23 protein-coding genes are annotated in these 23,864 nt (G+C 68.4%); 11 read left to right on the forward strand and 12 right to left on the reverse strand.

Features of this window, described 5'->3' with window-relative positions; translation table 11 throughout:
- Nucleotides 1–63: 63 nt before the first annotated feature.
- From urtC to urtE, 3 genes are read left to right on the forward strand one after another with little or no spacing between them, the layout of a single operon-like run.
- A complete protein-coding gene (urtC, locus tag G6023_RS00190; protein WP_182633788.1) occupies nucleotides 64–1,236 on the forward strand; it encodes an urea ABC transporter permease subunit UrtC in 1,173 nt (390 codons plus the stop codon).
- Complete coding sequence (gene urtD, locus G6023_RS00195; protein ID WP_241727572.1) at nucleotides 1,233–2,111, forward strand: urea ABC transporter ATP-binding protein UrtD; 879 nt, start codon at nucleotides 1,233–1,235, stop codon at nucleotides 2,109–2,111. Before urtC ends, urtD begins: the two co-directional genes overlap by 4 nt.
- Nucleotides 2,108–2,809, forward strand: coding sequence for an urea ABC transporter ATP-binding subunit UrtE (urtE, locus tag G6023_RS00200; protein ID WP_083249765.1), 702 nt, complete (start codon nucleotides 2,108–2,110; stop codon nucleotides 2,807–2,809). Before urtD ends, urtE begins: the two co-directional genes overlap by 4 nt.
- A gap of 106 nt (nucleotides 2,810–2,915) precedes the next feature.
- Here the strand turns inward: urtE and G6023_RS00205 are convergent, their stop codons facing one another.
- A complete protein-coding gene (locus G6023_RS00205) occupies nucleotides 2,916–3,530 on the reverse strand; it encodes a TetR/AcrR family transcriptional regulator (protein ID WP_182633773.1) in 615 nt (204 codons plus the stop codon).
- A 130-nt stretch (nucleotides 3,531–3,660) separates the two neighbouring features.
- Here G6023_RS00205 and G6023_RS15800 point away from each other — a divergent pair, with 130 nt between their 5' ends.
- The 3 genes from G6023_RS15800 to G6023_RS00220 all read left to right on the forward strand — a co-directional run bounded on the left by G6023_RS15800 (nucleotide 3,661) and on the right by G6023_RS00220 (nucleotide 5,823).
- Complete coding sequence (locus G6023_RS15800) at nucleotides 3,661–4,032, forward strand: DoxX family protein (protein WP_182633774.1); 372 nt, start codon at nucleotides 3,661–3,663, stop codon at nucleotides 4,030–4,032.
- An 84-nt stretch (nucleotides 4,033–4,116) separates the two neighbouring features.
- Complete coding sequence (locus G6023_RS00215; protein ID WP_182633775.1) at nucleotides 4,117–4,767, forward strand: NAD(P)-dependent oxidoreductase; 651 nt, start codon at nucleotides 4,117–4,119, stop codon at nucleotides 4,765–4,767.
- A gap of 21 nt (nucleotides 4,768–4,788) precedes the next feature.
- Nucleotides 4,789–5,823, forward strand: coding sequence for an LLM class flavin-dependent oxidoreductase (locus G6023_RS00220; RefSeq protein WP_182633776.1), 1,035 nt, complete (start codon nucleotides 4,789–4,791; stop codon nucleotides 5,821–5,823).
- Nucleotides 5,824–6,308: 485 nt separating this feature from the next.
- Here the strand turns inward: G6023_RS00220 and G6023_RS16220 are convergent, their stop codons facing one another.
- The 3 genes from G6023_RS16220 to G6023_RS00235 form a co-directional block, all read right to left on the reverse strand.
- On the reverse strand, nucleotides 6,309–6,812 hold the full coding sequence (locus tag G6023_RS16220) for a DDE-type integrase/transposase/recombinase (RefSeq protein ID WP_182633790.1): 504 nt from the start codon (nucleotides 6,810–6,812) through the stop codon (nucleotides 6,309–6,311).
- A complete protein-coding gene (locus G6023_RS00230; RefSeq protein ID WP_182633777.1) occupies nucleotides 6,761–8,089 on the reverse strand; it encodes a flavin monoamine oxidase family protein in 1,329 nt (442 codons plus the stop codon). The genes G6023_RS16220 and G6023_RS00230 overlap by 52 nt, the downstream gene beginning before the upstream one ends.
- A 607-nt stretch (nucleotides 8,090–8,696) precedes the next feature.
- Nucleotides 8,697–9,401: a hypothetical protein gene (locus G6023_RS00235; RefSeq protein ID WP_241727573.1), complete on the reverse strand. Its 705-nt coding sequence runs from the start codon at nucleotides 9,399–9,401 to the stop codon at nucleotides 8,697–8,699.
- Here G6023_RS00235 and G6023_RS00240 point away from each other — a divergent pair.
- Entirely contained in the window at nucleotides 9,400–9,942 is a 543-nt protein-coding gene (locus G6023_RS00240; protein ID WP_241727574.1) for a DUF6328 family protein, read from the forward strand. The genes G6023_RS00235 and G6023_RS00240 overlap by 2 nt on opposite strands.
- Before the next feature lie 626 nt (nucleotides 9,943–10,568).
- Here the strand turns inward: G6023_RS00240 and G6023_RS00245 are convergent.
- From G6023_RS00245 to G6023_RS00260, 4 genes are all read right to left on the reverse strand, one after another.
- Nucleotides 10,569–12,275 (reverse strand): hypothetical protein, encoded by a 1,707-nt coding sequence (locus G6023_RS00245; protein WP_182633778.1) that lies wholly within the window; start codon nucleotides 12,273–12,275, stop codon nucleotides 10,569–10,571.
- Nucleotides 12,272–12,880: a signal peptidase I gene (locus G6023_RS00250; RefSeq protein WP_182633779.1), complete on the reverse strand. Its 609-nt coding sequence runs from the start codon at nucleotides 12,878–12,880 to the stop codon at nucleotides 12,272–12,274. The genes G6023_RS00245 and G6023_RS00250 overlap by 4 nt, the downstream gene beginning before the upstream one ends.
- A 103-nt stretch (nucleotides 12,881–12,983) precedes the next feature.
- Complete coding sequence (locus G6023_RS00255; protein ID WP_182633780.1) at nucleotides 12,984–13,643, reverse strand: SipW-dependent-type signal peptide-containing protein; 660 nt, start codon at nucleotides 13,641–13,643, stop codon at nucleotides 12,984–12,986.
- Between the two features lie 519 nt (nucleotides 13,644–14,162).
- The gene (locus G6023_RS00260; RefSeq protein WP_182633781.1) at nucleotides 14,163–16,835 is read right to left on the reverse strand and encodes an ATP-dependent DNA ligase; all 2,673 of its coding nucleotides are present in this window, start codon (nucleotides 16,833–16,835) and stop codon (nucleotides 14,163–14,165) included.
- 295 nt (nucleotides 16,836–17,130) lie between these two features.
- Between G6023_RS00260 and G6023_RS00265 the strand changes: the two genes are divergently transcribed.
- Nucleotides 17,131–17,694 (forward strand): hypothetical protein, encoded by a 564-nt coding sequence (locus tag G6023_RS00265; protein WP_182633782.1) that lies wholly within the window; start codon nucleotides 17,131–17,133, stop codon nucleotides 17,692–17,694.
- A gap of 25 nt (nucleotides 17,695–17,719) precedes the next feature.
- Here G6023_RS00265 and G6023_RS00270 read toward each other — a convergent pair whose 3' ends face one another.
- Complete coding sequence (locus tag G6023_RS00270; protein ID WP_182633783.1) at nucleotides 17,720–18,664, reverse strand: DUF4268 domain-containing protein; 945 nt, start codon at nucleotides 18,662–18,664, stop codon at nucleotides 17,720–17,722.
- A 94-nt stretch (nucleotides 18,665–18,758) separates the two neighbouring features.
- Nucleotides 18,759–19,724 (reverse strand): NADP-dependent oxidoreductase, encoded by a 966-nt coding sequence (locus G6023_RS00275; protein ID WP_182633784.1) that lies wholly within the window; start codon nucleotides 19,722–19,724, stop codon nucleotides 18,759–18,761.
- Between the two features lie 375 nt (nucleotides 19,725–20,099).
- On the opposite strand from G6023_RS00275, the gene G6023_RS00280 reads away from it, so the two are divergent.
- Complete coding sequence (locus G6023_RS00280) at nucleotides 20,100–20,477, forward strand: hypothetical protein (RefSeq protein WP_096906840.1); 378 nt, start codon at nucleotides 20,100–20,102, stop codon at nucleotides 20,475–20,477.
- 4 nt (nucleotides 20,478–20,481) lie between these two features.
- Complete coding sequence (locus G6023_RS00285; RefSeq protein WP_182633785.1) at nucleotides 20,482–21,162, forward strand: RES family NAD+ phosphorylase; 681 nt, start codon at nucleotides 20,482–20,484, stop codon at nucleotides 21,160–21,162.
- Between the two features lie 55 nt (nucleotides 21,163–21,217).
- Here the strand turns inward: G6023_RS00285 and G6023_RS00290 are convergent, their stop codons facing one another.
- Together G6023_RS00290 and G6023_RS00295 are read right to left on the reverse strand one after the other, a co-directional pair.
- On the reverse strand, nucleotides 21,218–21,775 hold the full coding sequence (locus G6023_RS00290) for a hypothetical protein (RefSeq protein ID WP_241727575.1): 558 nt from the start codon (nucleotides 21,773–21,775) through the stop codon (nucleotides 21,218–21,220).
- Between the two features lie 72 nt (nucleotides 21,776–21,847).
- Nucleotides 21,848–22,615, reverse strand: coding sequence for a TSUP family transporter (locus G6023_RS00295; protein ID WP_241727576.1), 768 nt, complete (start codon nucleotides 22,613–22,615; stop codon nucleotides 21,848–21,850).
- 71 nt (nucleotides 22,616–22,686) lie between these two features.
- Between G6023_RS00295 and ku the strand changes: the two genes are divergently transcribed.
- The gene (ku, locus tag G6023_RS00300; RefSeq protein WP_182633787.1) at nucleotides 22,687–23,724 is read left to right on the forward strand and encodes a non-homologous end joining protein Ku; all 1,038 of its coding nucleotides are present in this window, start codon (nucleotides 22,687–22,689) and stop codon (nucleotides 23,722–23,724) included.
- Nucleotides 23,725–23,864: the final 140 nt, after the last annotated feature.

Here is a 23,864-nt window from a genome sequence, read left to right on the forward strand (position 1 = left end):
GCGCCGCCCCGGCGCACCCGCGCCCGGCGCCTGCTCACCGGCGACGCCGAGCGGCCACGGTGGATGTTCTGGGCCGCGCTCGCGGTGGCCGCGCTGATCATCTTCGGTCTCGCGCCCGCGCTGCTGAGCGACTTCCGGCTGAGCCTGCTGGCCAAGTTCTTCTGCTACGCGATCGTCGCCAGCGGCATCGGTCTGGCGTGGGGGCGCGGCGGCATGCTGACCCTCGGCCAGGGCGTGTACTTCGGCGTGGGCGCCTACGCGATGGCGATGTTCCTCAAGATCTCCGACGCCCGCGACCGCGGAGGCGCCGACGCGCTGCCCGACTTCATGCAGATCGCCGGGATGCGCGAGATGCCCGGGTACTGGGTGCCGTTCGCCTCGCCCGGGTTCACGCTCGCGGTGATCCTGCTGGTCCCGCCGCTGCTGGCGTTCGGGTTCGGCTACCTGGTATTCAACCGCAAGGTCAAGGGCGCCTACTTCGCGATCCTCTCGCAGGCCCTGGCGGCGGCCGCCGCGATCTTCCTCGTGAGCCGGCCGGAGCTGGGCGGGTCCAACGGGCTCAACCGCTTCACCGGGTTCTTCGGGTTCGCGCTGTCCGACCCGGCCAACCGGCGGATGCTGTACTTCCTCGCCGGCGGCGCGCTGCTTCTCGTGGTGCTGCTGGTGCGCCAGTTCATGAATTCCCGGTTCGGCGAGCTGCTCGTGGCCGTCCGTGACCAGGAGGAGCGCGTGCGGTTCCTCGGCTACGACCCGGCGATGGTCAAGTCGTTCGCCTACGCCGTGGCCGCCTTCGCCGCGGGGCTCGCCGGGGCGCTGTTCGTGCCGATCGTGGGGATCATCTCGCCGTCGGCGATCGGTATCGCGCCCTCGATCGCGTTCCTCATCGGCGTCGCGATCGGCGGCCGCGCCACCCTGCTCGGCCCGGTGCTCGGCGCGATCGGGGTGGCGTGGGCGCAGACCGCGTTCTCCGAGGCCTACCCGTCGCAGTGGACCTACCTGCAGGGCATCTTGTTCATCGTGGTGGTGGGGTTCCTGCCCGGCGGCCTGGCGTCGCTGTTCGTGATGCGACGTCGGCGCGCCAAGGGCCAGGAGCCGACCACGACGACCACGACGACCACGACGACCACGACGACGACGAACTCCGCCACCTCCGACCGGCCCGCCACCACCGGCACCGCCGAACCTGAACCCGATGCGACGGCGTCAGGCGCCGCTTCCCCCGAGGAGTCCCGATGACCCCGTCCACCGCCTTCGGCATCGGTGCCGCGCTGTCGGCCGGCACCCTGACCGGTGCCGAGATCGGCCTGCCCGGCTCCGCCGCCCGCGCGTCCGCCCGCACTCGCTCCGGTGGAGGAGGCGCAGGCACCTACCTCGAGGTCCGCGACCTGACGGTGACGTTCGACGGCTTCAAGGCCGTGGACGGCGTCGACCTCACCCTGATCCAGGGCGACCTGCGGTTCCTCATCGGTCCCAACGGCGCCGGAAAGACGACCGTCGTCGACGCGATCACCGGGCTCGTGCCCGCCACCGGCACCGTCGACAAGTCCGGCCAGCCGGTGCTGGGGCTCAAGACGCACAAGATCGCCAAGATGGGCATCGGCCGCACGTTCCAGACGGCGTCGGTGTTCGAGGACCTCACCGTCGAGCAGAACCTCGACATCGCCGCCGGTGCCCGCCGCGGCCCGCTCACCCTGCTGCGGCGCCGCCACGGCCGGGAGGAGAAGGTGACCGAGGCGCTGGAGACCATCGGGCTCGAGCACCTGGCCGGCACCAAGGCCGGGGTGCTGGCGCACGGGCAGAAGCAGTGGCTGGAGATCGGCATGCTGCTGGTGCAGGACTCCGACGTCATGCTGCTCGACGAGCCCGTCGCCGGCATGGGCGCCGAGGAGCGTCAGGCCACCGGGGAGCTGCTGCAGCGGATCGCCGCCGACCGCACTGTCGTGGTGGTGGAGCACGACATGGACTTCATGCGGGCCTTCGCCACCACCGTCACCGTCCTGGCCGCGGGCAAGGTGCTCGCCGAGGGCACCGTCGCCGAGATCCAGGCCGACCCCAAGGTGCAGCAGGTCTACCTGGGCACCGCCGCCGAGACCGAGGAGACCCCACGATGACCGCACTGCTCAAGATGACCGGCGTCCGCGCGGGCTACGGCGGCTCGGAGGTCGTCCACGGTGTCGACCTCGAGGTTCCGGCCGGGGGAGTGGCCGCGATCCTCGGTCACAACGGCGCCGGCAAGACGACGCTGCTGCGGACCGCGGTGGGACTGTTGCCGTGCAAGGGCGGCACGATCGAGTTCGACGGCGAGGACATCACCTCCCTGCGTCCGCACGCGCGGGTGGCCCGCGGGATCGGCTACGTCCCGCAGGGGCAGCAGTCGTTCACCCAGCTCACCACGGCCGAGAACCTGCAGCTCGTCGCCGATGGGCGCAAGCGCGGCAAGGCGCTGATCGACGAGTCGCTGGACCTCTTCCCGGCGCTCAAGGAGCTGCTCGACCGCAAGGCCGGCCTGCTCTCCGGCGGCCAGCGGCAGCAGTTGGCGATCGCCCGGACGCTCATCACCGAACCGCGGATGCTGGTGCTGGACGAGCCCACCGAGGGCATCCAGCCGAACGTCGTCGCCGAGATCGAGCGCATCATCGTGGATCTCGCCTCTCGCGGCGACCTCTCGGTCCTGCTCGTCGAACAGCACGTGGGTTTCTCGCTGCGGGCCTCGGACGTCTACTACGTCATCGAGTCCGGAAGGATCTCGCACTCAGGCGCCTCTGATGCGACCGCCGCCCACGAGGTCTCGGCGGCACTGGCGATCTGAGCCCGCGCCCACCGTAACCGCCCCGACCTGGGGTGCCCTGAAACCCCGGTCCAGGGCGCCGCAGGTCAGCGGGCTCAGCTGGTCCAGGCCACAGTCGGTCCACCTCTCAGTCGGTCCAGGCCGCGGGCGGCGGGGTGAGCTCGCCGGCGCCGGGCGCGCGGAACGCCTCCAGCATGAGCTCGCCGAAGCGCATCCACGCGAGCGGCGCGGTCTGCTGGACGCCGCGCACGATGCCGCCGTTGGCGTGCTGCAGCACGTAGAGGTCGCTGTGGTGGAAGTCGGTACGCAGGACCCCGGCGGCCTGCGCGCGCTCGACCAGAATCTCCGCCGCGCGTAGTGCCCGCCCGATCTCGGCACGGAACAACTCGGAGCCGGCGTCGGGGGAGAGCATCACGTCGCTGAAGCTCAGGTCAGTGGCCTGCTGCTCCAGGATGAACATGATGAAGTCGCGGAACGCCTCCCACGGCTCGGTCTCCGCCCGGCTGGCAGCCTCCTCGGCGAGGTCGGCGAACCGCCGCATCTTCTCCTCGAGCACCTCGGCCAGCAGGTGCTGCACGGACGGGAACCGCCGGTAGATGGTGCCGACGCCGACTCCGGCCTCGGTGGCGATACGTTCCAGCGTCACCGATGTGCCCTCCTCGGCGAAGACCCGGGAGGCCGCGCAGAGGATGGCGCTGCGATTGCGTTGGGCGTCTGCGCGGAGGGGGCGGTCGGGACTCATGGGGTCAGTCTACCTGCCAAGTGGAATAGATCCTCCGGATGTGTGGTTCACTACAAGCGGAGCATCTCTTCCACTAATTCGCGCGGGCCGCCCCGGGGCCAACCCGCCAGCCACACCACAAGGAGAAATCGTGAACATCGCCCTCTGGGTCCTGCAGATCGTCCTCGCCCTCATGTTCCTCATGGCCGGCGTCCAGAAGTCCTTCCGGCCGGAGCCGAAGCTGCACGAGTCGTTCCCGTGGGCGAAGGACTTCTCGCTCGGCACGGTCCGGTTCATCGGCATCGCCGAGCTGCTCGCCGCGATCGGCCTGGTCCTGCCGGCGGCCACCGGGATCGCGCCGATCCTCACGCCGCTCGCCGCGGTCGGCCTCGCGCTCATCATGCTGCTCGCGATGGTCGTGCACTACCGCCGCAAGGAGAACGGGGCGATCGGATTCAACGCGGTGCTGCTGATCCTCGCCGTCGTCGTCGCCTGGGGCCGGTTCGGTCCCTACGCCCTCTGACCCCACCCGCCTGACACCGGGCCCACCCCACCCCACCCGCCTGGCCCACCGACCGGCGCCCCGCCACCACCAGAAAGCAGCCCCATGAATGTCACCGTCTTCGGCTCCACCGGCGCGATTGGCCAGCTCACCGTCGCGGAGCTCCTGGACCGCGGCCACACCGTCACCGCCTACGCCCGCAACCCCGAGAAGGTCCCGGCCACCTGGGGCGAGAGCGACCGCGTGCGCGTGGTGATCGGCGAGATGTCCGACGCCGATGCGATCGACTCCGCCATCGCCGGTGCGGACGCCGTGGTCAGCGCGCTCGGCCCCTCGATGGACCGCAAGGCCACCGGCCTGCCGCTGGTCGAGGGCACCCGGCACATCGTCGCCTCGATGCAGCGCCACGGTGTGCCGCGGTTCATCGGCCACGCCACGCCGTCGATCCTCGATCCGCACGAGAAGCCGACCATGATCACGCGGTTCACCAGCGTCATGCCGCGCACCTTCATGCGCCGCGCGTACGACGAGATCACGGGAATGTCCGCGGCGGTCATGGAGTCGGAGCTGGACTGGACCATCGTGCGGTTCATCGCCCCGCGCAACATTCCCAAGGCCGACTCGGTCCGCGTGGGCTTCTTCGGCCACGACAAGCTCGGCATCGCGGTCGGGCGTGCCGACATCGCGGCGTTCACGGCAGAACTGGTCGACGACGACAAGGGCTTCTCTCGCCGGCTGCCCGCCATCACCAACTGATACGAAGGCAGAGGATCCGTTATGGCACTTGACCTCGGCGTCTACAGCTTCGGCAACACCCCACGGGCCGCCGGCGGGGATTACTGTCCCACGTCGCAGGCCGTCCGCGACGCGCTGGAGGCGGTGCGCCTGGCCGATCAGGTGGGGTTGGATTTCTTCGGTTTCGGCGAGCACCACACGCGGTCCATGCCGCTGGCCTCGCCCACCTCCATGGTCACCGCGGCGGCTGCCACGACCGAGCGCATCCGGATCGGCACGGCGGTGACGGTGCTGTCCACGGATGACCCGATCCGGGTGTTCGAGCAGCTCGCGGTGGCTGATGCGATCGCACCCGGCCGCGTCGAGGCGGTGGCCGGGCGCGGGTCGTCCACGATCACTTTTGATCTGTTCGACTACGACGAGGCCCACTACGACCAGCTGTTCTCCTCAAAGCTCGACCTGCTCCTGGCGATCAACGCGGGGGAGAACGTCACCTTCCGCGGGCCGCATCGCCGCCGGCCACTGGAGGACGTGACCATCTTCCCCCGGCCCGCCGCGCCGTTGCCGATCTGGCTGGGCACCGGCGGCAGCCCGAACTCGGTGATGCGTGCGGTCGAGCTGGGACTGCCCATGTTCCTCGGCGTGCTGGGCGGGACGCCCGAACACTGGGCCCAGTACGGCGCCGCCTATCGGCACGCGTGGGCGGAGGCCGGCCTCCCGCGTGAGCAGGCGCGGGTCGCGGTGGCCGTGCACGGGTTCGTGGGATCTGACGACGCCGCCGCCCGCGCCACGTACCTCGAGCACGAGCGCGAGATGTTCCGCACCGGAGCAGCCGAGGCAGGGCGCCCGCCGATGACGCCGCCCGGCCGCGAGCGCGACGCCAGCGCCGGCGGGATGGTATTCGCCGGAGGCCCAGAGCAGATCGCGGATCGCATCCTGCACCTGCACTCGCTGCTCGGCCACGACCGGCAGATCCTGCAGATGGACGTCGGCGGCCTGCCTCACGCCGAGTACCTGCGCGCCATCGAACTGCTGGGCACCGAGGTCCTGCCGCGCGTGCGCGCCGAGCTGGGCTGAGCGGGCCCGGCCCGGGCGTTGAGTCACAGCGTGCAGTGTTCTCGCAGGAGCGGATCGGCATCCTGCTGACGGAGCGACTCAACAGGTCGGCGTGGCGCCGGCTGAGTCAGCACGCGGGCTTGAGGAACGCCGTGAAGTACCCGCCGGTCTCGTGGAGCAGCGCGTCTTTCCGCGACTCGGACAGGCCGGGGACTTGGACAGGCCGGGGTATCGGTCACGAAGACCGGGCCGGCGAAGCACTGCAGCCGTGGGTGGGACGATCAACATCGCGGGCATCCGATGAGCCTGCCATCTGACAGTTGGTCCCGACGCTGCCTCGCTCGGAAACAACCTCTGACCTGGGGTGCCCTGCACCACGCGTTCAGGGCATCGCAGGTCAACGCTGCCGGGAGAGTGGGATCCCCGCCGGTCCACTGCCGGGCATGATCGATCGAGTCGAACCGGACCGGGTGGTCCGGGTCGTACTTGATGGTCTTGAACAGTGACTAGGAGAACGGGTTGTCGTTGGAGACCCGCGGACGGGAGAACGACCGTTGCGCCGCCACCGCCTCCGGGGCTGCAGCCAGCTCGTTGGAGCGCATCGCGGCCCCGTTGTCGGCGTGCAGCAGTGCCGGGGCGCCGGGTCGGTCCAAGGCGTCCAGGAACATCTCGGTGGCCTTGGTGGCGGTTGCATCATGGTCGATGCGCCAGGGCGCCGGGGTGCGGGAGTAGACATCGATCGCCAGGTACAGCCGGAAGAAGCTGCGCCGGGGCCCGGGCAGAAGGGTGATATCCCACGTCCACAGATCCCCCGGCGCACCGGCAGTCGCGGTGGGCCCGGCACGCGAGGCAGAAGTGCCGCAGTGCCGCAGTGCCGCCCCCGCCGGCGGTCCCCGACCAGTTCCCGCTTCCCGCGGCCCTCCGGGGGTAGGTCCGCTGGGCCGACCGGCCTGAGCTACTACTGCGCGTCCAGGTACGCGCGAATCTCTCGTGCCGCTCGGAGTCCGGATTCAATGGCGCCGTCGAAGAAGGCACCGTGGAAGAAGCGGGCGATGTCGGAGGTCGCGAACACGACCCGCTCGTCGAGCCGCGTGAAGTTCTCGTGAGGAACATATTTTGTCAGTTGACCCGGCCGGAGGAATCCGTAGGCGCCGTGGAACATGGGATCGTCCGCGCGATACATGTCGCCGACAGATTCGAGCACCGTCACATGCGGCAGAGCCTTTTCGATCGCGGTCTTGATCAGCGTGGGATCGGAGACGTCGAAGTCCGAGCCCGGGAAGGGGTAGACCGCGACGACCTGCTCGTCGGGGGCGCGGAAGTCGGTCGTGAGGAAGCTCATCGGCGCGGTCTCATCGCCGACGAACTGCATCGCGCGGGTTTCGCCCTTGAGCACTGCGACGCACTTGCCGGATGCTGGCACGGCCATGCCCTCGGCTGCGGCGGCGGCCTGCTGCTCGGGCAGCGCGGGGTCCAAGTCGAGGTGAGGCCATACGTTGGCCGGGGTCGCGATGATGCAAGCCCTGCCGCCCACTTCGCCCCCGTCCTTGAGCGTGACGCGCACACCGTCGTCCGAGGAGTCGATGCCGGCGACGGGAGTGTTCAGACGCACCTCGGCTCCGCCGTCGCTGATGATCGCGTCGATCAAGGACCCGGTACCGTTCTTCAGCTTCCACCCCATTTCCATGTCAGTGAAGTCGGCGTAATTGTCGTTGCCCAACGCCAACCACCGCAGGAGGGTGAGCCAACTCGTGTCGTCGAGTGCCCGGCCCGAGAAACCGGCGAACGTTCGAGAAAGGCTGGCGTACTCGTACTCGGAAAGGCCGAGACGCTGGAGGGCCTCAGTGGTGCTGATCGCGTCCATGGCGGAGACCTCGGCCAGGGCCAGCAGCGGTTGGGTGGGGTTGGGAAAGACCTCCGCCGAGGCGCCCTGGATCTTGTCGTACGCGGCGCGGGTCAGGGTCTCGCCGCTTTTGTAGGGGATCCAGGTCACCTCGCCGTCGGCGTAGATGGCGGTCCATTCGAGGTCGGCGACGCCGGGGATGACGTCGTCGGTGAGACCGTAACGGGTGATCTCAGACCAGGTGTGGGGCTGGGTCCAGTGGACGAAGGTGCCGCCGACGTCCGCGTAGCTGCCGTCGGACAGGCGACGGCTGCCGGAGCGGCCGCCGATGCGGTCCCGTCCTTCCAGTACGAGAGTGCGCAGGCCGCGGGTGGCACATTCGCGAGCTGCGGTAGCGCCGGCAAATCCGGCGCCGACGATGATGACGTCATAGTCATGCTTCATGAGGGAAGTTCCCTTGCTTGTTGGGCGGGCCGAGTCACTTGGCTGCGATGGGTGAGAGCTCGACCATCATGCCGGGCCCAGCAAGTGCTAGGACCGCGACGGTGGTCAGACAGGGTGCGTGGCCGGCGGTATTCTCGGCGAGCTTGGCCGAGGTCGCCAGGTGAGACCGGTGCGTGGTCGGGGCCGATGGCCACGATGCCAGTGAAGTAGATCGTGCCGTTGGCGGCGACGCTGAGCCTTCAACTGCCCATATCCGATTGATCATGCGTCCCGCCTCCTCTCGTCGCACCGCGTGCGGGGTGTGCCGACATCCGGCCACGGGAGCGCCGTCGTCCCGCCTGCGCCTGTCGTAAAACTACAGTTATTGACGCAAGTCTCGATCGTTTCGTCCCCAGCCGCTGCCTTCCACCGCCCCACGCACCTCACCGTTGGCTGGGCGTAGGCATCGGGGGAGTACGACGACGACAACGACCGCCACCGCCCCCGTACGCAGTCGCTCGCTCCGGCCGAACCGGTAGCGCCGGCAGGCCACGGGCGTGAACGCGACTTCGCGCCCGGCCGACTCGGCCTCACGAGGCGTACCGCTGACCTGTAGCAGCGGCACTCGTCACAGCCGTCCGAGCAGCTCCTTCCAGACCGGCCGCCAGTAGGCGATCGCCTCGGCCGAGTCGAGCTTGGTGTGCGCCAGCCCCACGCTGGCCTTGCTACCGGAGCTGCCGCCGGCCTTGTCGCTGAAGTTGATCGCCACGCGCGTGCCGTCGGCCAGCGGGACGCGCCAGTAGCGCCACTTCTCCGACCGCGTCACCGAAGCCTCGCCGTCCAGCGGGATCCCGCCGAACTCCTCGCGTCCGGCGACGAGCTCGGTCCACGACTGCAGGGCCGAGTCCTTGTCCCCGGCCACGGTCCGCGAGGTGGAGAGCTGGAAGTCGCCGTCGCAGGACTGCCCCGGGACCCGCAGGCCGGCGTGCTGTTCGTAGGCAATGGCCGTGCCCTGCGCCCACCACTCGGCCCGTTCCACCGACCCGGGCATGTGCTCGAGCGTCAGCCGGGCGATCGCGGTGTGGTTCTTCTCCCGCGCCCCGGCCTGCTCGAGCAGTTCGACCCACTCGTCCCACGGGCGGCCGGTGGCGGAGGCGATGGCGGCGGTGTTGGACGGCTTGACCATGCCCTCATCGTGCCGGACCTGCGGTGCCCTGTAACCCCTGTGCAGGGCACCGCAGGTCAGCGGCTCGGCGTGGGCGAATCGGCGGTTAGATCCCGCCGCCACGGCGACCGGACGACCATGGAGCGCATGCGGCGAGAGGAGCGTCATGCACGTCGACGGCACCGGGGAACCCATCGGGACCGAGCGCAACGAAACCGGGCGCAACGAGGCTGAGCGCAACGAAACCGAGGCGCAGCGCATCGACCGCAACTGGATCGAGCTGCTGCAGGAACTGCGCATCGTCCAGACCGGCGGCCAGGTGCTCACCGGCTTCCTGCTTGTGGTGCCGTTCCAGGGCCGATTCGTGGAGATCAGCGGTGGCGCGCGTGCCCTCTACCTGGTGGTCTTGTCGCTGGCGCTGACCTCGTCGGTCATCTTGTTGGCCCCGGTGATGATCCACCGTGCGGTGTTCCGGTCGCATCGCAAGGACCGGGTGCTCCGGCTGTCCGCGACGCTCGCCCGTGTCGGTTTGGCGATTCTGGCGGTGGCGATGGTCGGCCTGGTCGCGCTCGTCTTCACGCTGGTGCTGGGTGCGGTGTGGGGTGCCGTGGCGGCGGTGGTGATGGCGGTGCTCGTCGTCGTCATGTTCTTCGTGGTCCCCGCCCGCCTCCGCCACCAGGCCGCTACGAACCCGTACGTCTCCGGCTGAACGCCAGGCCTGGCCGGGCTGGGCCGGGCCGAAGCGCAGCGCGGCACCCACGCTGACCTGCGGTGCCCTGCAGGACCCGTTCAGGGCACCCCAGGTCAGCGGTGTGATCGTGGGTCAGGCGGCTCGACCCGGACGGCGGCTCGCGCGCCGGGGAGATGTGGGCGTTCTTCTCTCGCGGGGGCAGCGGGGGCACAGCTGAGGTAGGAGATCCTCGGACTCTGCTATCGGACTATCAGGCCACCACAGGGGCGATTCCCAGGATGTCGGAACACACTTGGTCCAGCGGGCCGGAGGCCGTCTGGCTCACCGAGCAGGAGGTAGGGCCATGTCCGAGATGGTGTTCTGGTGGTGGGATCGGGTGCTCTGGGAGTTCAGTAGGTTCGTGCGCGGTTCGCTCGGGTATCCCGAGTCGGGCTCGGTGGGTCCCCGCGTCATCACCCTCTGATGTGAAGCGCGTGATATGAAGCGCGCCGGTTCCGCACGCGGGTGGGACTGACAGAGACTGTGACGACGACGAGGTCAGCTCCAGCCACCGCCAGCGTCCCACCCGCTGTGCGGAACCGGCGGGCAGGAGCGGTCCCGACCACGATCCCCCGTGGCCGGGGCCGCTTCCCGTGCGATGGTTCCTACGCCTCGGCGACGTCGGTGGTCGTCAGCTCGGTTCCGGTGGGCGTGGTGGGGGATTCTCCGGTGGTGGGGGCCGCCGACGGGCTCGTCTTCACGGCGACGGTGGTCAGCGGCGGCAGGTCGAAGATCCACCCGGCGGTGCCGTCGGGCCGGAGCATGGCCTGCTGTGCGGAGTCGTCGAGCTGGAAGGCGATGACGATCTCGTAGTCCCGCTCCGGCGACAGGGGAGTGGTCGTCGAATTGGCGGCCTGCTCGCAGTCCGAGTTGAGCGTCGTGGCCTCGCGAGTGGACCCGCCGGCGCGGACCTCGGCGAAGTCGTCCGGGGCGACGGACGTCCACCTGTCGGGGCCCGCTTCGGCGGAGGTGGTGATGCTCAGCGTGAGCTCGACTCCGCAGCCGGGCGTCCGCTCGATGTCCTCGACCTTCGCGGTGCCCAGTTCGACGCCGTCGCGGTTCACGATTGCGAACTCCCGCCCGACACGCACCGACTCGGGATCCTGCGGTCCCTCGGCCACGGCGGTCTGCTCGGTGGTCTCGGGCGTCGCTTCCTCGGTCGGGACGGAAGACTCACTGCTGGCCGGCTCGGAGGTCCCGGGCACGGTCGTGCTCGACTCGGAGGACTCCGGCTTCGAGGTGGTCGACGTCGCGTCAGCTGTGGTCGTCGCGGAAGTAGAGGTCGTCGGCGACGGAGTTGCGCTCGTCGTGGTGGTGGCCGCGGGCGTGCTGGCCGAGGGGGCCGCAGTCTCAGTGAGTTGCGTCGCTGTCGCGTTGTCGGAGGTCGTGGTCGTTGTCGGCGCCTCGGTCATGGCTGTCGACATCCGGCTGGCGGTTTGAGTCGTGCGGGGCCAGTTGCTTTGGTTCGGGGCACTGGGGGTCGGCGTTGTCGCCTGGTCGACGCCACATTCGGCGTGCGCGAGAATCAGGTCGAGGGTCCATTGATTGAGGATGCCCGAGCCGCTGGCCTCGACCCTCAGGCGCAGTTGAGACAGCGCGGACCCCGTGCTCGCCTTCTGCACCCGGTGAAGGGTGGCGGTCTGACCGTCAGGTCCGGTGATCGGCTTGCTCTGGGTGTTCTCGGCGGGCATCGGGACCGATACTCGGTTTGACCCGCTTCCCAGGATGATCGGACCACCCCAGCTGAGCCCTGCCTTGCCCTCTGAGGCGGAGCACGTCGCGGTTGCGCGAATCGGGCTGCTGTATCGGTAGCTCACGAGGTCGGATCCGAAGACTGCGGCCGTGGTGAGCGACAGTGACGTGGTTTCGGAGACAGAGTTGGCGGTAGCGTGTGCGATCTTTCCGGCGTCTCCGTTGGCGCACCCGGAGTCGGTGCGCACGGACAGAGTCGCGCAGGATTTCCCGGTCGCGCCCAGAGCGAGGTAGAAGGGGAACAGCCACGACGCGCTGCTGTGGCTCGCCGGACCCTTCTCTGATCTCGCGGTAGCCGGGGTCTCCACGAAGGCGGTCACTGGTGCGATCTGATCGTCCTGGGTGAGCCGGTCGATGAAGCCGTAGGTGGAGACTGCGCGGGCGAAGCTGTTGCCCTGGTTGATGTTGCCCACCCCGAACCGCGATTCGCCGTAGACAGGGTCGGTCCAGGACGCCTCGGTCGGCTGAACGCTCCGGAGTGCCACGCCGAACCCTGCCACCATCAGTACGACGCCCAGTAGGGCGATGAGCTTGCGGGACTTCAGTGTGGAGGCGCTCATCGACCTTCTCCGTCCGCATCCAGGCCCTCGGACGCAGGAGCTTCGTCCTCATCCTTGGGCCAGAAGGCCCACAGCACTCCGAGCGCGGCCAGTCCGGTGATCCCGCCCAGCACCATGGGGTTGCTGAACCAGACGATGATGTTCGCGAGCTCGGGCACCGACCACAGCACCTTGCGGACCGTCTCGACCCGGTACATGCCGGGGTCGATGTTGGGGTTGGCGTCGCCCTTCATCTGCACGAGTGCCTCGCCGGGCGTCTGCGGGTGCACCTCCACGACCCGGTGGGTCACCGGGAGTTTGCCCTCTCCGCGGTCGACCGTGATGACGTCGCCCACGCGGATCTCGTCGGCGGAGATCTCCTTGACCACCGCCACGGCTCCGGTGGGGATGGTGGGGCTCATCGACCCGGTCTTGAACATGATCAGCGAGATGTTCATGGTGACCGCGGCGATCACGAGCCCCACTGCCACGACTCCGCCCGCGGCCAGGAGATTGGCGATGCCGCCGCCGATGTACGACCACACCGACCGTGTGCGCGGTGCCCGGTGGGAGGTGGCAGCTGAGGCCGGGCCTTCCGAGGGGGTCTGCACGGTCGGTGTGCTCATGGCGTTCTCCTGGTGAGGGCTGGGAGTCGAAAGGGGGAGGGGAGGGAGAAGGCGGGATGGGTGCGGCGGCGGGAGCGTCGCCCGCCACCGCGGTCACGAGTTATTACGCGACGGGGTCCTTGGAGGTGGCGGTGAACTCCCAGAGGATCGAGTCGGAGAACTCGTCGCCGACCTCGAGGGGGGCGCCCTCGGCGAGGGTGGCGGAGAAGCACACCCAGCGGTAGCCCTTGGCGGCGATGTCGCCGGTCAGCATCTCCCCGGGCGCCGCGCCGATGGTGGCGGTCCGGGTGAAGGTGACGGAGCTGTCGCACTTCGGGGCGGTCGCGCTCGTTCCGACGTCGGCGACGCCGACGCTCACGTAGTCCGCGAGCGGGGACTCGTCGGCGTTGGTGCGGCTGAGCACGATGTCGGCGCCGAGATTGCCCTTGGTCTCCTGGAGGCCGACCAGCTGGTAGACGGGCTCGTTGGGGATGAGCTTGTTGGCGCCCTGGGCGAACGTCATCGCGCCGGGGCCATCCGTGCCCTCGCCGTCGGAGGCGACGTGGGCGGCCCAGGAGGATCCACCGTCGAAGGAGCCGTCGATGTTGAAGGACGTGTTCTCGGTACCGAAGGTGCCCTCGCCCCACACGGTGTCCGACCAGGCGGCCAGGGTCACGGCGGCGCCGACGCCCAGCACGAGACCGGAGGCCATGACGGCGCGGACCTTCTTGCGGCGGTTCTGGTTCTTGGCGGCGGGCTGGGGGGTCTGGGGCGCGGTGCTCATCGGGGGGAGCCTTTCTGAGAGGGAGGGCCTGGCATCAACACACCTTGTTGATGCATCTCATTTATTATCGCTTACCTACCTGCGAGTAGCAAACTGAAAGTTGACATTTGTCTGTAACGTCACAATCCGCCGGATCGGCTGACAAACGCTCTGTACCAGGACATATGAGGTCTACTTCAGGTTTGAAGTGGGCAGAATACTGAACAGACCGGTCTGGACGAACGTCCTGGACGGTGTGTCCAGAAGAGAGACGCTCGGCGACCACGAGGTGGTCCGCCGCGCTATATCGAGCCCGTCACGGGGAGTTCTCATCAACCGGCCAGTGCCCGATGGCCGGGATCAGTGGGTGTGGGCGCGCATGCCGCCGGTCCCGCCGGGCGGGGTACGACGACGACGAGGGCCGGCCGCCTCCGCCAACCCATTCACTCGCTCGGTGCGCCGAACCGGCTGGCTCTGCCGTGGCGGGAGCGGACCCGCAGCTGCAGACGCTGACTGCTCCGCAGATCTGCCGCAGCTCTCCTACAGATCCCCCGGCAGCTTGTCGCGCCGGATATCGCGCCAGGAGGACTGGCGCATGTGACCGTCCTCGGTGAAGCCCTGGTGGCGAACCTCCACGACGAGCTTGGGCAGCACCCAGATGGCGTCGCGGCGGGCGTCGGCGGGCAGTTGCTCGACGAACGGGCTGGTCTTGCGCTTGAGCGGCTCGAGCTCCTCGAGTAGCGCGCGGGCCTGCTTGTCGGAGAAGCCGGTGCCCACGCGCCCGATGTAGGTCAGTCCGGTCTCGGCGGGCAGGCCCAGCAGCAGCGAGCCGAGTGACCCGGAGCGCCCGCCTTTGCCCGGCCGCCAGCCGCCCACCACGGCCTCGGTGGTGGTGAGCAGCTTCTCCTTGAGCCACGCCTTGGACCGCCGCCCCGACTCGTACCGGGAGTCCCGACGCTTGGCCACGATGCCCTCCCAGCCGAACTTCTCCGCCTCGGCCAGCGCGCGGTCGCCGGGGCCGTCGAGGACCTCCGGTACGTGCACCCGATCCACCCCGGTCAGCGCCGGGGCCAGCAGATCCAGCACCTCGCGGCGTCGCTCCCACGCCTGCGTCCGCAGGTCCACGCCGTCGACCTCCAGCACGTCAAAGACGAACAGTTCCACGGCGGGCAGTGACGAGTCCTGCCCCTCGGCCGCGGCCTGCTTGGCCAGTGACGCGAAGTCCGGGACGCCGTCGGAGCCCAGGATCACCAGCTCGGCGTCGATCACCGCCGGCCGCTCGAGTGCGTCGGCCAGTCCGGGGAAGCCGTCGGTCAGCCAGTCCATCGAGTTGCCGTTGCGGCTGACCAGGCGCGCCTGCCCGCCGGCGCCGCTGGTCGCAATGGTTACCCGGTAGCCGTCCCACTTGCCCTCGAACGCCCACTTGTCGTCGGGGAGCTCGGTCACCGTCGCGGCGGTGGGGATCATCGGCAGCGGGGGAGCGTCGGGGCGGTCGGCGCTGTCCGAGTCGCGGGACGCCCCGCCGCCCGAGCGCCGAGATGACCCCTTGCCCGCGCTGCCGGAGCCGCCGGACGACGAGCCGCCCGACCGCGCCCGCTTATCGCCCTCGGGATACGACGACTTCGGGTTGTCGCGCCCGCCGTAGAAGGAGTCCGGCGACTGGTCCTTCATGTACTGCACGATCCACTGGTTCTTCTCCGCGCTGGTGCGCACGAGCACGTAGCGGCCGGAGACCTTGTCGCCGTGGAGCCACACGATGATCTCGTCCTCGCGCCATTTCTCGCACTCGTACCAGCCGCGGTCCCAGATGGTCATGTGGCCGGCGCCGTATTCGCCCTTGGGGATGGTGCCCTCGAACGTCTCGTAGCCGAGCGGGTGGTCCTCGGTGTTGACGGCCAGCCGCCGGTCCTTGGGCTCGGTCGGCAGGTTCTTGGGCACGGCCCACGACGCCAGCACCCCGTGGTGCTCGAGCCGCAGGTCGAAGTGCAGGCGCCGGGCGTGGTGCTCCTGGATCACGAAGATCGGGCCGTCGACGTCGTCGCGATCGGTCTCGACCTCGCCGTCGAACGGCTCCGGCGTCTTCCGACGATCCCGCTTGCGCCGGTATTCGGCCAGGCTGGTGACCACGGCGTCCTCGCTGGCGGGCTCGGCGTCGCAGCCCTCCACTTCTGTGGAGTGAGCGGCATCGGAGCCGTCGCTGGAGTCGGTGTCGGCGGGCTCGGGGTCCTCGTCATCGGACGACGACGACGAGCTCTTCTTGCTGCCACCCGATTTCTTCGCCCGCGATGCCGAACCGGTGGAGGAGGTCGACTTCTTCTTGGTGGCCTTCTTCTGGGCTGTGCCTTCGAGCCCGTCGAGGAGGTCGCCGTCTGAGTCCAGGCGCTTGAGGACCTCGTCCCAGTGCAGGTGCGCGAGTCCGCCGTCGCCGAGTTCCTCCCACGAGCGGGGAGCGGCGACCCACGGTTCGACCCGCCCACGCAGGGAGTACGGGGCGACGGTGGTCTTGGCGCCGCTGTTCTGGCTCCAGTCGACGAACACCTTGCCTTCGCGGATGGAGCGCTTCATGGTGGCAGTGACCAGGTCGGGGGTCTGCTTGGCGAGCGACTGCGCGATCTGCTTGGCGACCTTGGAAGCGCTGGCGGCGGTGACGGCCTTGTCCAGCCGGGCGTAGAGGTGGATCCCCTTGGACCCGGAGGTCACCGGGAAGGAGTCGAGTCCCGCCTCGGACAGCAGGTCGCGGACGCGGAGGGCCACCTTCGCCGTCGTATCCAGATCCACGTCCTCGCCCGGATCGAGGTCGATCACGATCCGGCGTGTCCGGCCCGGCTCGTCGTTCTCCAGGGTCCACTGCGGCACGTGCAGCTCGAGCGCGGCCTGCTGCGCGAACCACGCGAGCGTGGCGGGGGAGTCCAGCACCGGGTATCGCACGGTGCGTGAGGAGTGCTCGATCGCCACGCGCGGCACCCAGTCGGGCGCGTGGGAGGGGAGGTTCTTCTCGAAGAACGAGTCGGCGTCGGTGCCGTCGGGCCAGCGCTTGCGCGTCACCGGCCGCCGCCCCGCGTACGTCATGAGCAGCGGGGCGACGGCCAGGTAGTACTCGAGCACATCGGCCTTGGTGGTGCCGGTGGCCTCGTAGAGCACCTTGTCGGCGTGGGTGAACCGGATGGTCCGCCCGTCGACCTCGACCGACTCCTTAGAACCCTTGCTCGCCATGGGACCACTCTGGCACTGCGGTCGGATATCGGCGACCGGCTCGCTGCCGGGAGCGAGGGGGATGAGTGGAGGAGCCGCGGGCAGCCAGCGAACTGAAACTCTCGGGGGCTGGTCGAGCACGATGCGGCACCAGAGAACAGTCGGCAGAGAGTGGGGCCCAGAATCGCGGCCCCGAAACCCCACCACTCCACGGGCCTTACCCCCGCGGCTGGGCTCTTCGTCTTCTGCGACCGCCAGCTTAGCCCTTTCTCTTTTTCACATTTGCGGAGGTCACGAAGGAAGCGGCACTGCGTCTGTGCAATTCCGCCTCTCCTCGCTCCTGTTCACGTGGGAACATTGGCTTATGGGAGCGGCTGCGCGACGATACGGCATTAGCGACGACGACTGGGAGCGGCAGATAGAGGTAGCGATCAGGTATCTCAAGCGCGTCGCCGGACTCAGACGCGTCACCAGTTACACCGAGCTAAACCGCGAGATCAGTGAGAAGACCGGACTTGCGAGATTCGACTTCACCCATCCCGAAGGCCGCAATGCCATGTCGGAGTTACTGGGCGAGGTCGTCGAGCGGACGGTGGACGAACTCGGCGCGATGCTATCGGCGGTGGTCCTTTACATTGACGAGAACGATGCTGGCCCCGGTTTCTACAGCCTCGCGGTCGACCTGGGCAGACTTCCCGCTGACGCGACGTCGGACCAGAGAATAAGGCAATGGTCGGAGGAGGTTGCCGCTGCTCAAGACGCGTGCAAGACCGGTCGCCGTGGGCGTGCAGTCGAGCTAACGAGTGTGCACGCTAATCGGCCGTTCGTCAGTGCCGGGATAGAGGACGAAACCGGACAGCGCGACAATCCGATCAGCTGACAACGACGGTTTGTGGTTTCTGGGCCTAGCTGATTCCCCCTACTGCTTCGACCGCCCGGCGGAGTCGGACCTGTGCGTCAATGAGCCAGTCGGTCATTGCAGGCCAGGCGTCTCGGTCTTGGAGGTCGTCGAAGTCTGAGCTGGCAATGACTCGCGCGGCTTTTCTTCCATTCATGGCGTCCCACTCGAGTTGCCCACCAAAGGCGGCTTCGAACTCGTCGGCACGATTGTGGAGGGCGTTGAAGCGCTCCAGGTTCGTTTCAGGGTCCGGCGACTCAAAGTACAGCTGGAGGGTCAGTCGGTTTCCGATCCAGACCATGGATATGAGTACCTTCGACACTCCAGAGGATGTCCCGCACCAAGTGCCGCCAGTGGTCCGCGCATTCGTCCAGTTGGGGTGCGACTCGCGGATGCGTCCCAAGACTGCCTCCCAGAACTCTCGGTAAAGCAACTCTCTCGCCGAGGCCGGGCGAGTTTCGCGCTTGACGCGCTTTTCCCAGTCGTTGGGCTGGGCCACCAGATCGAAGGCTGGCGCGTACTCCGAGTCGCCAATCTGAACGACCCGGATCACTACGCCGAAGAATCGCGTCCCCTCGTCCGTCCGTTCGTTAAGCCAATCAAGTGCGGCTCGATGCTCTGGCCGAAAATCAGTAGCGATCCAGATGATGGTGGTGGGCTCCGTGCCCGCTGCATAGGTGATGAGCTGTCCGAGGTGAGAGTGGTCAGACGGCTCCAACTGGTTTTCCACAATGACCGTGGTATTCGCGGTGACGTCGCGACCGACAAGGTCCAAGCTGAAGCTCCCGACCGGATGCTCGGCCGCGTCGAGTTCGAGGTCCATGCCGAGAACCTCGTTGAGGACATCGACGTTGTCTCTGAGCCATGGGGTGAAGGACAGCGCTTCGTGCTTCCAGACATCTCGAGGAGGGACAGATGAGAGTCGGCCCAGGGAGGGCAGAGGTGCAGACATGAGGTCTCCTGGTCCAGCAGTCGGGCGGTATCGGAGTGGCGGCATTCCGGGCGGTCGCGGCGCCTACCGGCCGTCAGGGTTGGTGCCCCCACCATCACCTCGTGAAGTCAATCACCAACCGCCCCCGAGTCCCACCGGCCTCGAGCCGCTCATGGGCCCGCCATGCGTCCTCCGGCGAGTAGCTGTCCGCGACACGGAGGGTGACGACGCCGTCTTCCGCCAACTGCCGCAGCTCGTCGAGCTTGGCCTGCTCCTCGGCCATATCCGCCACGCTCACGGCATAAACCTTCAAGTCGCGGCTGCCGTCGCCCTGGTACCACCGCACCGTCGCGACCCCGCCGCCGGTCTTGACCGCGGGGAGTACGGCGGCGTCCTGCACGGCTCCGTCGAAGAGTCCGTCCACACCGTCGGGGTAGAGCTCGAGGATGCGGTCGGCGACGCCGTCGCCCCGCCGGACGATCTGGTCGGCGCCGAGCGACCGGACGAGCTCTTCGTCGGCCTCGGACGCATCGGCCACCACGACGAGCCCGGCATGCTTGGCCAACTGCACCACGTAGCCACCGTTAGATCCGGCCGCGCCGGTGACCGCGAGCACCTCACCGGGCTTCAACCCCAGCAGGTCGAGAGCGCGCCGGGCGGTGAGGCCGTTCATCGGAAGCGTCGATGCGGCGATGTCGTCGGCATCGCGGGGTGCGGCGGCGATCGACTGGGCGGGCAGGACGATGTCCTCGCGATACGCACCGTGCTCGTCGCGGGGGACCACGATCCCCATGACCCGGTCGCCGACCGAGAGGGAGGTCTGCGCGTTTTCGCCGATCTCGACGAGCGTTCCCGCGATGTCCATGCCCGGGACGTCCGCAGCCCCGCGCGGGGTTCCGGTCTTCGAGCGGGAACCGTTGCGCGTGTAGGTGTCGGTGGGGTTGACCGTGGCGGCCGTGACCCGCACGCGAACGTCGGTCGGCCCGAGTTCCTGGGTGGGGACGTCGACGACCTGCAGGGCGTCGGGGCCCCCGTAGGTCGTCACTCCGATGGCGCGGACGGTGCTGGTTGAGACGGTCATTGTTCCTCTTTCCCGCGGGACCCGTAAGTCGGGACGGCTCCGCTGGATTGGTGGTACGAGTGACTGCTTCCCCGCCGAGTAACCACGCGCCCATCGAGAACATTCCGGCCCACCCCCGAGGTCTCAGCAGTAGCGCCAACTGATCGGGGCGGTAGCGCCGCCTGGCACGCCGGCGTGGGGTGGTGTGGCTATGTGGCGACGACGACGAGCCGCGCCCTCTGCAGGCTGACTTCTCGGGGCAGGTGTGGCGCAAGGACCGCGAACGACTCTTGGCCGAGTGTCAGCGAGCGCTCTCGGCGCCCTGACACAGGGCGGGCATTTATGGGACATTGGTGGGACAAGAGAAGCGCGTCATCTTAGTGGGGAGCTACGGAAATGGCCACGGACACCAATGCAGGCGCTCGGTCGAGCGCGGCGCACCGCAGCGCTGTGACAGGGTCGACTCAGGACATCGCCCGCTTCCTGATCGATCACCTCGGCTCTGCGCTGACAGCGCACATCGCCGGGGTCGACCGGCGCACCGTCAACCGCTGGGCTGAGGGGGCTGCAGCTCGCGCATCAGGAGAGGCGAATCTGCGAGTCGCGTTCCAGGTTTTTCAGCTGATTCAAACTGTCGATGCACCGCAAACGGTGCGCGCGTGGTTCATGGGTATGAACCCGCAGCTCGACGACGTCTCACCGGCGGAGGCGCTCGCAGAAGGTCAGCACCGCGAGGTCATGGCCGCGGCCCGAGCGTTCGTGGCTGGCGGTTGAGGTAGTGGCGACTTCACATCTTCCTGGGCCAGCTGTGGTTCATCCGCCGGCCAGCTTGTACCGAGTCGCGCGGCGTGGACGTGAACTTGACCATTCTCGAATTAACGCCGCGGACGCCGCGCTCACCCGCTCGGGCAACCGTTTCGACGTGGCGGGCGGAGGCGTGTTGTATTTCGGGTCCAACGAGGCCGGTTGCTTCGCTGAGACGCTCGCGCGCTTCCGGCCGACAGCTGCGATGCGGGCGATCGTCGCGGAGGAAGATCCCGGTTTCGTGGTGTGTGGTGGCGTGCCCCAGGACTGGCGGGCACGGCGATTGATGATCGAAGCGGCAACGATCGATCCGCTGCCTTTCGTCGATGTCGAGGACCCTGACACCCACGAGTTCCTCACCTCGGCGATGGCCCCACAGCTAGATGCATTGGGTGTGAGTGTCCTCGATGTCGCTACGCTACGCGGACCCAACCGGGCCGTGACGCGAGCGGTCTCCACTTGGATCTACGCAGCCACCGACTCCAACGGCGCGCCGAAGTACTCAGGGGTGCGCTACATCTCGCGCCTGGGAAATCACGAATGCTGGGCAGTCTTCGACGGCACCGAGCTGCAGGTACGCAAACGCGAGGGGCTGGAGTTGAGCAATTCCGCTCTCCAGAAAGTCGCTGGGAGCTTCGGGCTACGGATCTTCTAGCGCGGACTGAAGCGACACGAGTGCCTGCTGCCTCGCAGCGTAACCGCCTGACGGGTCAGGCGTGGCTACTGATGAGGTCGTCCATCGACCGCCCCGATTGCTTCGACCACAGGGTGAACGCCGCGCTGGTCATGGCGGCGGCCGCGTAGAGGGCGGACGCCAGCCCGTGCTCGCCGATCGCGGTGCGCATGCCGGAGGTTGCGTCGCAGTCGAGCAGGACCGCATCGCACAGCCCGGCCATGCCGTCCGGGGCGTCGGGAAGCCGTGCGCTGTCGCGGACCGTGGCGATGACGGCGGCGGGCAGCTCCGGCGCCACCGACTGGGCGAGCTGGGCGAAGCGGGAGGCGACGGTCAGGGCGTCGGGGATCGGCGGGGGAGAGGCATCGGCGGTCAGCTCCAGGGTCTCGAGGAGCTCGCCGGCGGCCGAGGTGTCGCCCCGTTCGTGGGCGTAGAGAACCGCCCGGACCTGCTCGACGGCGGCTTTGTGGCGCTGCTGCGCGCGTTGCATCCCGGCCTGGAGGTCGGCGACGGTCGCGGTCTGTAGGTCGACGCCCTCTCGGACCAGGAGCGGGGCGAATCGTTCGTACTGTGCGCGCTGTTCCGGGGATGCCATGGCCCCATTGTGTCCCCTCGGCGCGAACAGGCTGGCGGCGCGTCGGCCACCCCGGCGAGGTCGGCCCCCCGTTCAGAGGACCCCGGCCAACCCCCCGATTCCTCGCCCGAGCAACGTCACCGCCCCGAGGGTGACGACGACGACGGCGACCCGTCGCCCCACCGTCGCGGACACTCGCGTGGCCACCGCGCCACCCAGAAGAATGCCGATCGGAACCATCGCCACGACGAGCCCGATCACGCCGATCGGCGGCAACCCGGAGATCGGCGCGGCCCCGAGACCGACCTTGGTGATGACGGAGGTAGCGCCCATGGTGAAGAAGATCGGCTGCAGGGTGGCGGCGAAGGACCGCTGGTTCCAGCTGGTCGCCTGCGCGTAGACGAGCATCGCGGGTGCGGCCACGCCGACCGCGGTGTTGAGGAATCCTCCGGCCGTTCCGGCAACTGCAGCCGGCCACCGACCGCCCACCGGCGGGATGCGCACGAGAGCGGTGAAGACGAGGGTGCCCAGCAGAGCAGCGCCGATCACCACCTCGAGCCAGCTGCGGTCGGCAGCGCCCACGAGGAGGGCGCCGGGCACGGACCCCACGACGATCAGCGGCGCCAGGTGGAGGTACCGCCGCCAGTCGATGTCACGCCACAGCGTGATCGCGATGAGGGCCGCGGAGACCGTGGTCGTGATGTTGGTCAGCAGCACTCCGGCGACGGGCCCCAGCAATAGCGCCAGCGTCGGCGAGACCACCAGCCCGACACCCATCCCGCTGACCCGTTGCAGGACCGTCCCAAGGATGACGGACGCCGCTGCGACAAGCAGGAGGAGGGGACCGACGTCGGCGGGCATGCACCACAGCATTCCAGTTGCGTCCTCCGCGACCGGCGGCGCCACACGCCCCGATATCGCATACTCATCCCATGCGATCCATCTGGAAGGGCGAGGTCTCCTTTGGTCTGGTGAACGTGCCGGTCAAGGTGTATTCGGCGACGGAGGACCATGACCTGCACGCGCGGCAGGTCGATAAGAAGGATGGCGTGCGCATCCGCTACAAGAAGGTGCGGGACGACAATGGCGAGGAGGTCGAGTTCTCGGACATCGCCAAGGCGTACGAGTCGGAGGACGGCGAGATGGTCATCCTCACCAAGGAGGATCTGGCGAGTCTGCCGGTGGAGCAGTCCCACGAGATCGAGGTGACGGAGTTCGTCCCGGCGGATCAGGTGGATCCGGTGGCCTTTGACAACGCGTACTTCCTGGAGCCGGCGTCGCGCTCGAACCGGGCGTACGTGCTCATGCGCGAGGCGCTCGAGTCCACTGATCGCCTGGCGATCTGCACATTCACGCTGCGTAACCGGACCCGCTTGTGCGCGCTGCGGGTGTACAAGGACGTGCTGATGCTGCAGACGTTGCTGTGGCCCGACGAGATCCGCCCGGCGATCCTGGAGGGCTTGGACAAGGAGGCGAAGGTCCGGCCGCAGGAGGTGAAGATGGCGGCCTCGTTGATCGAGACGATGGCGGCGGATTTCGAGCCGGAGAAGTACGAGGACGACTACCAGCTGCAGCTCAAGGAGCTCATCGAGGCGAAGGCAGCCGGGGGAGAGGCGTTTACCGTCGAGGAGCGTGAGGAAGCGTCCGACGACGACGGTGACGACGAGGTCGCCGACCTGTTGGCCGCCCTGCGGGCGAGTGTGAAGGACCGCGGCGGCGACGCGGACGACAGCGACGACGAAGACGACGAGGACTCCGGCTCCGGGAAGAAGTCATCGGCCAAGAAGAGCGGCTCGAGCTCGGCGAAGAAGACCCCGGCCAAGAAGACCGCAGCGAAGAAGACTCCCGCCAAGAAGGCGGCGGCAAAGAAGGAGCCGGCCAAGAAATCAGCGGCGAAAAAGTCGACCGCCAAGAAGTCGACGGCCAAGAAGACCACCGCTCGCAAGGCGACCGCAAAGAAGTCCGCCTAGCCCCCACCGACAGCCGCGCGATCCAGAGTCATCCGCAGCGCTCTTCCCGGTGTGATGGCAGCAATCAAGCTGAGCCTGCGGCGACGCTGCGGAGCGGGAGTACGGAATGGTTGGTCAGCTCGAGAACGGTCTCGCCGCTG

Origin of the sequence: Dietzia sp. DQ11-71, from assembly GCF_014144995.1 — a bacterium.
In the GTDB taxonomy this organism is placed as follows: domain Bacteria; phylum Actinomycetota; class Actinomycetes; order Mycobacteriales; family Mycobacteriaceae; genus Dietzia; species Dietzia kunjamensis.